Origin of the sequence: Sphingomonas turrisvirgatae, assembly GCF_001721295.1 — a bacterium.
GTDB lineage: Bacteria > Pseudomonadota > Alphaproteobacteria > Sphingomonadales > Sphingomonadaceae > Sphingomonas > Sphingomonas turrisvirgatae.
The window spans coordinates 12,546-25,500 of sequence record NZ_MDDS01000081.1 but is presented as its reverse complement, the minus strand read 5'-3'; the positions used below and the strand labels follow the sequence as shown (position 1 = coordinate 25,500).

15 protein-coding genes are annotated in these 12,955 nt (G+C 66.7%); 1 reads left to right on the top strand and 14 read right to left on the bottom strand.

The features are described 5' to 3' along the window. Positions 1 to 98: 98 nt before the first annotated feature. The 8 genes from rpsK to trmD form a co-directional block, all read right to left on the bottom strand. A complete protein-coding gene (rpsK, locus tag BFL28_RS18435; RefSeq protein WP_066579261.1) occupies positions 99 to 488 on the bottom strand; it encodes a 30S ribosomal protein S11 in 390 nt (129 codons plus the stop codon). 60 nt (positions 489 to 548) lie between these two features. Then, on the bottom strand, positions 549 to 917 hold the full coding sequence (rpsM, locus tag BFL28_RS18430) for a 30S ribosomal protein S13 (RefSeq protein ID WP_069321991.1): 369 nt from the start codon (positions 915 to 917) through the stop codon (positions 549 to 551). Between the two features lie 376 nt (positions 918 to 1,293). Continuing rightward, positions 1,294 to 2,634, bottom strand: coding sequence for a DUF418 domain-containing protein (locus tag BFL28_RS18425; protein WP_241527401.1), 1,341 nt, complete (start codon positions 2,632 to 2,634; stop codon positions 1,294 to 1,296). Positions 2,635 to 2,693: 59 nt separating this feature from the next. Further along, positions 2,694 to 4,928 (bottom strand): S9 family peptidase, encoded by a 2,235-nt coding sequence (locus BFL28_RS18420; protein WP_069321990.1) that lies wholly within the window; start codon positions 4,926 to 4,928, stop codon positions 2,694 to 2,696. 57 nt (positions 4,929 to 4,985) lie between these two features. Continuing rightward, a complete protein-coding gene (gene ybaL, locus BFL28_RS18415; RefSeq protein WP_069321989.1) occupies positions 4,986 to 6,623 on the bottom strand; it encodes a YbaL family putative K(+) efflux transporter in 1,638 nt (545 codons plus the stop codon). 222 nt (positions 6,624 to 6,845) lie between these two features. Beyond that, positions 6,846 to 7,199, bottom strand: a complete 354-nt coding sequence (locus BFL28_RS18410) for a hypothetical protein (RefSeq protein WP_069321988.1) — start codon at positions 7,197 to 7,199, stop codon at positions 6,846 to 6,848. A gap of 178 nt (positions 7,200 to 7,377) precedes the next feature. Further along, entirely contained in the window at positions 7,378 to 7,770 is a 393-nt protein-coding gene (gene rplS / locus BFL28_RS18405) for a 50S ribosomal protein L19 (protein ID WP_069321987.1), read from the bottom strand. After that, a complete protein-coding gene (gene trmD / locus BFL28_RS18400; RefSeq protein ID WP_069321986.1) occupies positions 7,767 to 8,501 on the bottom strand; it encodes a tRNA (guanosine(37)-N1)-methyltransferase TrmD in 735 nt (244 codons plus the stop codon). Before trmD ends, rplS begins: the two co-directional genes overlap by 4 nt. 39 nt (positions 8,502 to 8,540) lie before the next feature. Between trmD and BFL28_RS18395 the strand changes: the two genes are divergently transcribed. After that, positions 8,541 to 9,449, top strand: coding sequence for an NAD(P)/FAD-dependent oxidoreductase (locus BFL28_RS18395; protein WP_069321985.1), 909 nt, complete (start codon positions 8,541 to 8,543; stop codon positions 9,447 to 9,449). Here the strand turns inward: BFL28_RS18395 and BFL28_RS18390 are convergent. Genes BFL28_RS18390 through rpsP form a run of 6 tightly spaced genes read right to left on the bottom strand, consistent with a single transcriptional unit; the run spans position 9,446 to position 12,947 of the window. Continuing rightward, the gene (locus BFL28_RS18390; protein ID WP_069321984.1) at positions 9,446 to 10,951 is read right to left on the bottom strand and encodes a serine hydrolase domain-containing protein; all 1,506 of its coding nucleotides are present in this window, start codon (positions 10,949 to 10,951) and stop codon (positions 9,446 to 9,448) included. The genes BFL28_RS18395 and BFL28_RS18390 overlap by 4 nt on opposite strands. Before the next feature lie 41 nt (positions 10,952 to 10,992). Continuing rightward, positions 10,993 to 11,481, bottom strand: a complete 489-nt coding sequence (locus BFL28_RS18385) for an SRPBCC family protein (protein ID WP_069321983.1) — start codon at positions 11,479 to 11,481, stop codon at positions 10,993 to 10,995. Next, positions 11,478 to 11,801 carry an ArsR/SmtB family transcription factor gene (locus BFL28_RS18380; RefSeq protein WP_069321982.1) on the bottom strand — a complete coding sequence of 108 codons (324 nt, stop codon included), beginning with the start codon at positions 11,799 to 11,801 and terminating at the stop codon, positions 11,478 to 11,480. Before BFL28_RS18380 ends, BFL28_RS18385 begins: the two co-directional genes overlap by 4 nt. Before the next feature lie 38 nt (positions 11,802 to 11,839). After that, complete coding sequence (gene rimM / locus BFL28_RS18375) at positions 11,840 to 12,322, bottom strand: ribosome maturation factor RimM (protein ID WP_069321981.1); 483 nt, start codon at positions 12,320 to 12,322, stop codon at positions 11,840 to 11,842. Then, complete coding sequence (locus BFL28_RS21750) at positions 12,300 to 12,428, bottom strand: hypothetical protein (RefSeq protein ID WP_277621017.1); 129 nt, start codon at positions 12,426 to 12,428, stop codon at positions 12,300 to 12,302. Before BFL28_RS21750 ends, rimM begins: the two co-directional genes overlap by 23 nt. A gap of 57 nt (positions 12,429 to 12,485) precedes the next feature. Further along, on the bottom strand, positions 12,486 to 12,947 hold the full coding sequence (gene rpsP / locus BFL28_RS18370) for a 30S ribosomal protein S16 (protein ID WP_069321980.1): 462 nt from the start codon (positions 12,945 to 12,947) through the stop codon (positions 12,486 to 12,488). Positions 12,948 to 12,955 lie beyond the last annotated feature (8 nt).

Here is a 12,955-nt window from a genome sequence, read left to right as displayed (position 1 = left end):
CTGAGTTGGGCGGGACACGAAGGTCGGTCCCGCCAGGATTGGAGCCGCTTGCCCTCCGGACCCGGCTTCCCGAGCTGCGAGGCCAAGCGGAAGTCAGATCAGACGCGGCGGCGCTTGCTCGGGCGCACACCATTGTGCGGGATCGAGGTCACGTCGCGGATCGAGGTGATCTGGAAGCCGACGGCCTGAAGGGCGCGAAGCGCGCTCTCACGACCCGAACCGGGACCCTTCACCTCGACTTCAAGCGTGCGCACGCCATGCTCGGCAGCCTTGCGGCCTGCGTCCTCGGCGGCGACCTGCGCGGCATACGGGGTCGACTTGCGCGAGCCCTTGAAGCCCATCATGCCGGCCGACGACCAGCTGATCGCATTGCCCTGTGCGTCCGTGATGGTGATCATGGTGTTGTTGAAGCTGGCGTTCACATGGGCGACGCCGGCCGTGATGTTCTTGCGCTCGCGACGGCGAAGACGCTGTGGTGCTTGTGCCATTATTCAGTAATCCTTCGAAAATCGAAGCAGGCGGGCTGCGAACGAGCGCAGCCCAGCGGCTTACTTCTTCTTGCCAGCGATCGGCTTTGCCTTGCCCTTGCGGGTACGCGCATTGGTATGCGTGCGCTGACCGCGAACCGGCAGCCCCTTGCGATGACGCAGGCCGCGATAGCAGGCCAGGTCCATCAGGCGCTTGATGTTCATCGCGGTTTCGCGGCGAAGGTCACCTTCGACCGTGTGGTCGGCGTCGATCGTCTCACGGATCTGCAGGACTTCCTGATCGGTCAGGTCCTGAACGCGGCGCTCGATGGTGATGCCGAGCTTTTCGGTGATTGCCTTGGCCTTGGCCGGGCCGATGCCGTGGATATACTGAAGCGCGATCAGAACGCGCTTGTTGGTGGGCAGGTTGACGCCCGCAATACGTGCCATGAACTTTGTTCTCCCAGCTCCACGGGGCGTGCATGGCAGCAAACCCCATCTCGTCGCGTTGACTCCCGGAACGCATATGCGCGGCACACGCCAGAAAGCGTTGCCGGACAGACGGGTTTCGGAAGAGGCGCCAAATATGGAGTCGCACGCCCGCTGTCAAGCGCGGCGCGGCGGCGTTTGATGGTTGCCCCCCGATACAGCATTCCCGCCTGCTGGCCAAGCGTCGGCTGGTTCAACTGCTCGCTTCAGCCACCCGCTTCGGCGCCGGCCATGGCACGCGCGTCCCCGACCGCTGGGCTTGGCGAAGCCGCCCAGCCCAGCGGGGTGAAAACCCACCCCGAGCTAGCTGACGACCATCACAGCCGCCCGCCCGTCGTCACGCCGCCGCCGCCTGATGCTGCCGGCGGAACGGCTGCCATTCGACGTAGGACAGGCTGCGCCACGCCCATTCGAGCGGCCCGGTGGCGAAGAAGCGCATCCACAGATTGCCGACGACCAAGCAGAGCACGATTACGCCCGTCGCGATCCAGAATTGATCGGCCCAGCCGAACTTCGCCCACAGGTTCAGGCCATAGGGCGCGAACAGAATGTGCATGCCGATGATCTGTTCGAGGAAATAGAGCGAGAAGGCCGTGCGCCCCGCCGCCTTGAACGGCGACAGGATCGTCCGGCCGGCCGCCGTCTTCACGATCAGGTTGATCAGCGTCACGTGGCCCAGCCCCACCGCCAGCCGCGCAAATTCGGCGGTGATCCAGATCGTCTTGGGCGTGGGCGCGAAGGCGGTGACCTCCAGCCCGCCGATGAACCGCGCGGTCAGTCCAAAACCATAGGCAAGCAGTGTCGCGAGCGCATAGAAGCGGGCGCTGCGCTGCCCCTGGATGACGCCCCATTTGCATAGCGCGATCCCGATCAGCATGGCACAGAACGCCTCGACGATCGCGATCAGCAGAAAGCCCTTGCCGACCATGAAGCTCGTCCATTCGCCCCACAGATAGCTGGCATAATTCCACCATCCGCCCGAATAACCCTTTCTTTCCTTTTCGAGTGACGTGCGCGTCTTCTCGTCCGGCGGGCGATTGGGGTCCCAGCGATCGAGCCGCTTTTGCCAATCCTCGAGCGCCGTCCTCTGATCGGCCGTGATCGGCTGCCCCGCCGCCCTGGCGGCCTGTGCAACTTCGACCTTCGCGATCAGATTGACGCGCTCACGATAGTCGATGGCGCCCGTAACGGCAGTGAACAGCGCAAACCCGCAGCCAAGCGCCAGCAACAGCTTCGGCCCCAGCTTGCGGAACGGGAACAGGAACAACGCGGCGATGGAATAGATGGTGAGGATGTCGCCCACCCACAGGACCACAAACACGTTGATCAGCCCGAAGGCCAACAGCCACAAATTGCGGCGATAATGCAGGTCGGCGATCGCGACCGGGCCGTCGGGCCTCATCGCGCGCCGCGTCAGCACCATGAAGCCGGCCGCGAACAGGAACTCCAGCATGCAGCGCTGCGTCCCTTCAAGAAACGTCGCAATACCGATCCAGGTGATGCGATCCGCCGCCGTCCAGCCGATCAGCCGGAAATCGCCCATCAGGTAAGTCACGGGCGACGCCTGAAAGCCGATGTTCATGTACAAGATCAGCAGGATCGCAATCCCGCGAAGTATATCGAGCACGTCGATGCGCGCGCCGCGCGATAGCGGCGCCAGCTTCATGTCTTCGGTCACGACTCGCCCCCGCTCCCCGTGGAGCGCCGAAGGTGCGGGGGAGATGTCTCGGCGTCAAATCATTTCGCTGGCGGCGTCGCCCCCGTTGCCCGATCGGTAAAGTCGAGGATCGTCTTCCACAAATGGACGCTGACGCCCGGCCCGGCCACGACATGGGTGTGACCGGGGTACAGCATGACTTCGAACGGTATGGCGGCCTGCTGCATCTTTGCCATCATCACCGTTGTATGTTCTAGCACGACATTGTCGTCGGCCATGCCGTGGACGAGCAACAACGGATCGCTGATCTTCGCGGCGTCCTGCACCGTATCCGAACGGGTATAGGCGTCGGGCACCTTGCGCGGATCGCCCATGTAGCGTTCGGTATAATGGGTGTCGTAAAGCTCCCACTTGCTGACCGGCGCCCCGGCGATGCCGGCGGCGAACGTGCCGGGCGCCGCCTGCAGCATCTTGAGCGTCATATAGCCGCCATAGGACCAGCCGAACGTCGCGATCCGCGCGGAATCGACGAAGTCGAGCGACTTCAGGTATTTCGCGCCAGCCAGCTGGTCTGCCACCTCGACACTGCCCATCGCTTGATAGAGCTGATCCTCGAACGCCTTGCCGCGATTGGCCGAGCCGCGATTGTCGAGCTGGAACCAGATATAGCCGCGATCGACGATATATTGCTGTAGCGCCCCGCCCCATGCCTTGTTCACCCGCTGTGAATGCGGGCCGCCATAATGCTGGAAGAAGACCGGGTATTTGCGGCCCGGCACGAGCGGCGGCGTGATCATCTCCCAATAAAGATCGCTGCCGTCCGCCGCCTTGATCGTGCCGAACTGCTTGCCGCGATGGCCGGCCAGATAGGGCGCATAGGGGTGATCGCCCTGGACATTGTTTTCGCTTACCCAGGCCAGGCGCTTGGCCGATGCGTCGGTCAGCATGACCTGGCCCGGCTGGCTGGAGTTCGAGCGGGTGAGGATGATGCGGCTGGCGCTGCCATTGGCGGTCGCGCCATGCCACCAGCCCGGCTCCGTCAGTCGTGTCACGACCCCAGGCCGGGCCAGATCGACAGTGTACAGATGCCGCTCGAGCGCGCCGTCCTTGTTGCCGAGGAAGGTGACCCGGCCGCTCGCCTCGTCCACCCCGGCCAGTTCGGCGACTTCCCACGCGCCCTTGGTCAGCTGAGTCCATTTGCCGCCGACGAAGCGATAGAGGTGGCCATGGCCGTCGCGCTCCGACCACCAGATCAGGCTGCCGTCCTTGAGCGGACGATAGGCGTCGGACAGGTTGATCCAGCTTTTCGCCGCGGCCTTTTCGCTGAACAGGATGCGCGACTTGCCGGTGGCGGGATCGACGGCGAGCATGTCGAGCACGGTCTGCGCGCGGTTCTGCCGCTGGACCAGTAGCGTGCGCCCGTCCGGCGTCCAGTTGACCCGCGCGAGATAGATGTCGGTTTCGCTGCCCAGGTCGACCTTCACCCGCCCGCTGCCGTCCGGGTTCATGACATAAAGGTCGACCAACGCGTTGGGCGTGCCGGCCTTGGGATAGCGCTGATCGTAGACGCGCGTGCCCTCAGCCCCGATCGCCGCGCGGCTGACCACGCCGACCGGGCTTTCGTCGAAGCGCTGCACCGCGATGCGGCGGTCGTCCGGCGACCACCAATAGCCGGTGGTGCGCTCCATCTCTTCCTGCGCGACGAACTCCGCCTCGCCGAAATGGACCAGCCCCGCGCCTTCGGTCGTCGCCTTCATCTCCTTGCCCGTGCTCAAGTCGACCACGACGAGGTTCTGATCGCGCACGAAGCTTGCGAAGCGCCCGAGCGGGCTGATGACCGGATTGAGCTCGCTACCCTCGCTCGCCGTCAGCCGGCGTACCTTGCCGTCCAACGTCGCGAGATACAGGTCGCCGTCGAGCGGCACGAGGATCGACTTGCCGTCGGGCGCCCAGTTATAGCCGACAATCCCGCGCTGATCGCCGATCCGTGCCCGCTCGCGCTGCATCTTCTCGGCTTCGGAGAGCGCGGCGCCGGTACCGACCTTCTTGCTGTCGACCAGCATCCGCCACTTGCCCGTCGCGGTGTCCATCGCCCACAGGTCGTAGCGTTCCTTCTCATCCGCACGGTTGCGCAGCAGCGTCACCAGCCGGCCATCGGGCGAGAGCTTCAGCGCGCGCGGCGCGCTACCATCGAGGGCGGGGTTCGCGAAAACGCGCTCGAGCGTCAGCGGACGCGCGCCAGCCGCCTGCTGCGCTTCAGCCGGCATCGCGCCCGCCGCCATCATCAGCGCCGCAGCGCCCATCGCCTTCCACATCGCCCGCTATCCTTTGCCCGGTCACCCCCGGTCTATCGGGCAAAGTAACGCCTGCAATCAAGTGCGCGCGAGCGGCACGGCGCACAGGCTGAGCATGCGGTTTGCGATCTCACGCTCGCCCATCACCACCTCGCCGGCGCCGGCCGCTTCGAGATGCTCGACCTCAGCATCGGAATGGGCGCGGGCGACGATCGCCAGGTCGGGGTGAATGGCGCGCGCCGCCTCGACCACCGCGCCGCCCTCGAACCCCTCGGGGATCGCGATCAACAGCTTGCTGGCTTGTTCGAGACCCGCCGCTTCGAGCGCCGCCGGGTCCAGCGCGTTGCCGCGCACCACGTCGATCCCAGCGTCCCTCGCCTCACGCGCGGTGTCGGCCTGATCCTCGATCAGGATGAACGGCTTCCTGCGCGCCTTCAGGTCGTGCGCGATCAGCTTGCCGACGCGGCCATAGCCCACCAGCACGACATGGTCGCGATGGCGCGCAGTCTCGCTCGGCGGCTCGATCGGATCGGTCTTTTCCTGGCGGCGTGGCACGACCCAGCCGAAGAGGAAGGGATTGACGAAGATCGAGATGAGCGCCCCGGCCAGGATCAGGTCGCGGCCCTCGGGCGGCAGGATCTGCAGAGCGGTGCCGAGCGAGGCGAGGATGAACGAGAATTCGCCGATCTGCGCCAGGCTCGCCGCCGCCGTGATCGCGGTGCGGTGACTGTGCTTGAGCAGGCGCACGATGCCATAGGCGGCAAGCGACTTGCCCACGACGATGATCAGCACCGTCGCGACCAGCAGCAGCGGCTGTTCGATCACGACCGACGGGTTGAACAACATACCCACCGAAACGAAGAACAGCACGGCGAACGCGTCGCGCAGCGGCAGCGTCTCTTCGGTCGCCTGGCGGCTGAGCGGCGTCTCGCCCAGGATCATGCCGGCGAAGAAGGCGCCGAGCGCGAACGAGACGTCGAACACCACCGCGGCACCGAACGCCACGCCGAGCGCGATCGCCAGCACGGCCAGCCGGAACAGCTCGCGCGAGCCGGTATTGACCACCCAATGCAGCGCCCAGGGAATGACGCGGCGCGCGACGACGAGCATGACGACGAGGAAGCCGGTCACCTTGAACGAGGTCTGCGCGAGCGGGACGAGCAGCGCGCCCCATGTCATCGGCCCGTCGGTCTTCATCGCGGCCGCCAGCGCCGGAAGCAACACCAGCGCCAGGACCATCGCCAGATCCTCGACGATCAGCCAGCCGACCGCGATGCGGCCGCGTTCGGTATCGACGATGCCGTGCCCCTGCAGCGCGCGCAGCAGCACGACCGTGCTGGCTACAGACAGTGCAAGACCGAACACGAAGCCGGCCAGCGGGTCCCAGCCCAGCATCCACGACAGGCCCATGCCCATCAGCGTCGCAACCGCGATCTGCACGATCGCGCCGGGCACCGCGACATTCTTGACCGCCAGCAGGTCGCGCAGCGAGAAATGCAGGCCGACGCCGAACATCAACAGGATCACGCCGATTTCGGCGAGTTCGGCGGCTAGGTTGCCGTCGGCGACGAAGCCGGGCGTGAACGGCCCGACAATGATGCCGGCGGCAAGGTAGCCGACGAGCGGCGAAACCTTCAGACGATGTGCGATCGCCCCCATGACAAAGGCGATGACAAGGCCTGCGACAATGGTGGCGATAAGGGGCGTGTGATGCATAAGGTGTTTAGTCTCCTCCCTGGACGGAGCTTGCCCGGGCCGTTGCCGGCCCGGGCGTCGGGCTCACTCGGTCGCCGCGCCGATGACCGTCGCGGCGATGGCAGCGCTGCTGGCGATGCCGGCCCAGACGGCAGGCGCGAACCACCATGGTGGCCGCTGTCTGCGTGATTTTTCCATGACAATTCTCCAATGCCTGCGCAGGCGCGCGGGGTTTGGCGAAGGTCAGGGAAGCGGCGGGCCGCGTGGGCTTCCGTCAAGTCCGCGCGGCTGCGCCCCGGCGGGCATCGCAGTGTCGCCCTTGGGCGGCTGATCGACCGGCGCGGGCGGCGCGACGGGAAGGGCGATCGGGTGAAGCGACGCGATCGGGGCGCTCTGTCCCCCCGCCGGTATGTCGTTCCGGCGCACCTGCTCGGTCCGCACGCGTGGCTGCACCCGGCTCGGCTGGAGCGCGACCGCCGTCGTGGCAGGGTTGAATGCGGAGCCGACCGCGGTGGTACGCGGCAGGCCTTCGGACATCAGCGAGGACAGCAGCGCGACGACCAGCGCCAGCCATACCGACGCGAGCCGCAGCGGCATCGGCCGGGCTGCGCCAGTCGCTGAACGGAGGGCAAGGCTGCGGGTCACCCCTTCAACCTAGTAAAGTGGGCACGAGATACAACCGTGCGATCGAACACGTGAAAGCCACGGGCAAACGCAAACGGGGCGCGGAAAGCTGCTGCCTTCCGCGCCCCGCGCTGTTCTGCTGTCGAACGGCTTATTCGGCCGCTGCGACGTCCTTGGCCGGACGCGTGTCGCGGCGCTCGGCGATACGCGCCGACTTGCCCGTGCGGCCACGCAGATAATACAGCTTCGCACGACGCACGACGCCCTTACGGACGACTTCGATGCTGTCGATGTTCGGCGAATAGAGCGGGAAGACGCGCTCGACGCCCTCGCCAAAGCTGATCTTGCGAACCGTGAAGTTCGAACCCATGCCCTTATTCGAGCGCGCGATGCACACGCCCTCATAGTTCTGGACGCGGGTGCGCTCGCCTTCGACGACCTTCACGCCGACCTTCAGCGTGTCGCCGGGGCGGAAATCGGGGATCTTCTTGTCGGCAGAGAACTTTGCGACGTTCTCGGCCTCGATCTGCTGGAGCAGGTTCATGGCTCTCGTTCCTTCTCACGCCGCGCGCCAGAGGGAGACTGGACCCGAGCGCCCTCATGGCGCTCCCAAAGATCCGGCCTCCGTGACCGTGTATCGATCTCCGCCTGGCGCTTGCGCCATGCCGAAATCTTCGCATGATCCCCCGATCGCAGCACTTCGGGAATCGTGCGCCCCTCCCATTCGACCGGTCGGGTATATTGCGGATATTCGAGCAGCCCCGTTTCGAAGCTCTCGTCATCCCCGCTGGAAGGCGCGCCCATTACGCCGGGCAGCAGCCGAATGCAAGCGTCGAGCAGCACCAGCGCCCCCATCTCGCCGCCCGAGAGGATATAGTCGCCGATCGACACCGGCTCGATCGGCCGTCCCTCGAACAACCGTTCGTCGAACCCCTCGAACCGGCCGCACAGGACGGACACGCCCGGCCCGCCGGCGAGCTCGCGCACGCGCGCCTGCGTCAGCGGCGTGCCGCGCGGCGTCATCGCCAGCATCGGCCGGTCGTAACCCACGCTGTCGCAGGCCGCGGCGAGAATGTCGGCCCGCAGCACCATCCCCGCCCCGCCGCCCGCCGGCGTGCCGTCGACCGTGCGGTGCCGGTCGGTCGCAAAGTCGCGGATCTGCACGGTGTCGAGCGACCATCGGCCGTCGGAAAGGCCACGGCCCGCGATCGAATGACCAAGCGGGCCGGGAAACATCTCGGGATAAAGCGTTAAGACGGTCGCGGCGAAGGTCATGGGCGCCTGTTCGCCGCTTGGGAATGGATTGGCAAGCGAATGGAAGATTGCATCATCATCGGCGCAGGGCCGGCCGGCCTCACCGCCGCCATCTATCTGGCGCGGTTCCACCTATCGATCCGGCTGTTCGATTGCGGGTCGAGCCGGGCGGCGCTGATCCCCAGGACGCACAATCATGCCGGTTACCCCGAGGGGATTACCGGCCCCGACCTGCTTGCCAGGATGCTGGCACAGGCGGAACTTTACGGTGCGGTGCGCGAGCAGCACGAAGTCACGCGGATCGAGCCACTGGCAGAGGAGTTCGCGGTTCATGCCGACGGGCGCACCTTCCCTGCCCGCGCAGTGCTGCTGGCGACGGGCGTGGTCAATCACCGGCCGGAGGGGCTGGACGACGCGCTGCATGGCGAGGCGCTTCAACGCGGCCTGCTGCGCTATTGCCCGATCTGCGACGGCTATGAAGTCACCGACAAGCGCGTCGGCGTGATCGGCACCGGGGACCACGGCATGCGCGAGGCGCTGTTCCTGCGCGGCTATACCGCCGACGTGACGCTGATCGCGCCGGGCGCGGCGCATGAACTGGACGAGCATTGCGTTGCGGCGCTGGACGATGCCGGCATTGCGCATATCGACGGCCCGTGCGGCCGCTATGCGATCGAGGGAAATCGCATCGCCGTGGATACCGCTTCCGGCACCATGGCGTTCGACAGCATCTATCCCGCGCTCGGCTCCCGCATCCGCTCCGACCTGGCGGTCGCGGCAGGCGCGCGCGCGTCGGACGACGGTTGCCTGGAAGTGGACGATCATCAGCGCACCTCGATCCCCGGCCTGTTCGCGGCGGGCGACGTGGTGAAGGGTCTGGATCAGATCAGCCATGCGATGGGCGAAGCGGGCGTCGCCGCGACCACGATCCGCAACATGCTGGCCGAGCAGCGGCCGCTTCGCCGCTAATCCGGCCGGGGAACGAAGCGCAGCGCCTGGATCGCCGGCGGGTTGGTCGGCGCCAGCAGGATCTGGCCATCGAGCTTGCCCCTGGCGCAGTTCCAGCGGAACGCGGTCGAAAGCCTGCCGCTTGGCGTCAGCGGCTCGGCGGTCGCGCATTCACCGACCTGCCGCTTGATCCGCGCGAACTCGGCCGCCCAGTTCGGGGCCGATCGGTCGAGCAGGAAGTTCATCGCCAGCCTGCCCTCGAGCGGCTTCAGCGAACCGGCGGCATAGGCGGCGCGCGCCGCATCCTGCATCCGATCGAGCAGCAGTGTCGCAACGGGCTGGCGCGGCGCGATCAGGTCGTCGCGCGCCAGCGTCCACAGCGCGCGCCAAACCGGAACGGATGGCGTCTGATAGGTGCGGTTGGTGAAGGCGAAGGCGGCAGCGCCAGCCTCCGGCGCGAGCACAACGAAACTGCCATAGCCCGGATAGCCGCCGCCATGCGCCAACGTCAGGCCAAGCTCGCAATCGGGCGTCACGCGCATGCCCATGCCATAGTTGATGGCGTGAACGCATTTGTCGTCGGGCGCGGCATCGGGGCGCGGCGCAACCCGGACGAAATTCAGGCCCTGCGCCATTTCGCGCACCGTGGCGCGCCGGGCCGGACCGGTTTCGGGACCATCGCGCGCCGGCCAGGCGGACAGCAGGAATACGACCCATTTGGCATAATCGTTCGCCGTGGTGACGATGCCGCCCATCGCGCCGAACGCGCCGTCGCGCATCGCCGGCTCGGCCACCCAGCGCTCGTCCTCCCGACGATAGCCCATCGCCAGCCTGTCCTGCGGCACCGCGAGCACATCATAGCCCGTGTCATTCATGCCCAGCGGGCGCAGGATCGTGCGGGCGATATAAGCCTGATAGCGCTCGCCCGACACGTTGGTGACGATCCGGCCGAGCAGCGCATAGCCATAGTTGGAATATTCATGGGCGCTTTGCGGCGTGCGGCTGAACGGCACCCCCTGCGCGATCAGGCGCGTGAAGTCCGCCTCGCTCAGCACCTGCTGGCGATCGCCCCAGGGATCGTCCGTCACCAGCCCGCCGACATGCGCCAGCAAGTCGCGGATACGGATGCGCGGACTGTCGCTGGTCGGATAGGTCCAGCCGCGCATCTGCGGCACATGCTTTTCGGCCAGATCGTCAAGCGACAGCTTGCCCGCATCGCGCAGCGTGAGGATCGCGAGCGCAGTGAACGCCTTGCTCATCGACGCGATGCGGAACCGGGTGTCGAGCGTCACCGCCGCGCCGCCGATCGCCTGGACGCCGCGCGTGCCCGACAGCACGATCCGGCCGTCCTTCACCACGGCATAGACCAGCCCGGGGACGGGCGTGCGCTGCTCGAACTGGACGAAGCCGTCGGCGACAGCGGCGGCGACCCTGTCGGGGACCGTTGCGGTCTGCGCCGGCACCGGTGCGGCAGCGAGCAAAAGCGATGGCAGCAAGGCGAGGCGGACGGCGTGGTTCGGCATCCGCGCAGGCAATCAGAGATCGTCCCCTATGGGAAGCGGATTCAGCCGGCGAGGAACGCGTCGAGCTTGTCGAAGCTGCCGCTCCACCCGCCGGTCATCGACGCCATGATGCTGGCAAATTGCGCTTCCTCTTCGGGTGTCGCGTCGACCGGCGTCCAGCTGAGCGTCAGGCGCGTGCCCTCGCCGTCCGGCTCCAGGCGGACCTCGGTGCGCAGGACGTGCGGCCAGTGATCGAAGAAGGGCGCCTTGACGATGTTGCCCTGCTCGTCGGCGAAGCTCTGGTCATAGACCAGCCGGGTCGGCCGCGTGATGTCGAGATAGCGGACGAAGGTGAACATCACCGCGCCATCGGCCGAATCCTGCCGCGCGTGCATCGTCGCGCCGGGCGCGATCTCGCCGCTCAGCACGGTGACCTGCGCACCGGTGGGGCCAGACCATGCCGCCATCTGCGCCGGATCGGCCCAGGCATCGAACACGCGTTCGATCGGCGCGGCGAAACGGCGCTGGATGGTAAAGACTGGGGTGGTCATTGCTTGTCTCCTCGAGCGAGATGGTCGGCAAGCCGATCGAACTTCGCATCCCAGTCGCCGCCGATCAGTGCCAGCCACTGCGCCGGCTCGGCGATCGCCTCACGCTTCAGCCGCCGTGGGCGCGACTGCGCGGCGCGTCCGGTTTCGATGAATCCGGCGCGCTCTAGGATACGAAGATGCTTGGAAATCGCCGGCTGGCTCATGGCGAACGGGGCCGCAATGTCCGATACCGAGGCTTCGCCGCGCGCCAGCCGGGCAAGGATCGCGCGGCGCGTGGGATCGGCCAGCGCAGCGAATTTAAGGTCCAGCGACTCGTCCATAGCCACGAACTTATATAACTAGTTGGGAATGTAAAGCGCTACTCGGCCCAGCCGTCCGCGATCGTCAGCGTCGCTTCATCCCAGGCCGGAACGGCTTCGGCCCGCATCGGCACCATGAAGCGCTTTCCGTCCGGCCGCTCGATCTCGAGCACGTCGCCCGCGCCGAAATTCTCGACCGACGCGACCGTGCCGATCGCCGACCCGTCCCCGCCGATGACGGCAAGGCCCAGCAGATCGGCATGGTAATATTCGCCCTCGCCAAGCGACGGCAGGGAATCGCGCGCGACGGTCAGCTCGGTCCCGCGCAGCGCGTCGGCTGCGTTACGGTCGGTCACCTCGGCAAAGCGCGCGATCGCCCCGTTATTGCCGGGCCGCACGGATTTGAGCGTCAACGTGCCGCTGTTGAACGAGCCGTGCGCCGACAGGTCGTCGGCAAACACCTTCAGCCGCACCTCTCCGCTCACGCCATGCGCGCCGATCACGACGGCTAGTGTGATCTCACCCTTGCGGGGAGCCTTCACCGGGCGGGTTGACGTCGTCGCCGCCTTCGGCGGGCTGGTCGGTCGAGACGCCACGGTTGGTGTCGTCCTGGTCATCGTCGCGCGGTTCCGGCGGATCGATCGGCATCATGCACTCCTGCGATTGTCCGCCCGGAACGCATGACGCCGATCTTGGTGTCCACGATTATTCGGCCGTGGCTTCTTCGCTCGAAGCTTCGGGCGCTGCTTCCTCGGTTGCTTCCGGCGCAGCTTCTTCGGCGGCGGGCGCTTCGGCTGCGGCCTTGGCCTCGGCTTCGGCTTCCTGCTGCGCCTTCAGCTTCTCGGCGCGCTCCTCGGCGCGCTCGACGGCCTTCTCGCCCGGCTTGCCCTTGTTCGGGTTGTTCTTGGCGGCACGCTCCTTGACGCCCAGCACGTCCAGGAAGCGAGCGACGCGGTCGGTCGGCTGCGCGCCGACACCCAGCCAATGCTTGGCGCGGTCGGTGTCGAGCTTGATGCGGTCGGCATTGTCCTTGGCGAGAAGCGGGTTGTAGGTGCCGATCTTCTCGATGAACTTGCCGTCGCGTGGGCTGCGCGCATCGGCGACGACGATGCGGTAATAAGGGCGCTTCTTCGAACCGCCACGCGACAGACGCATGCTGAGTGCCATTTAACTTC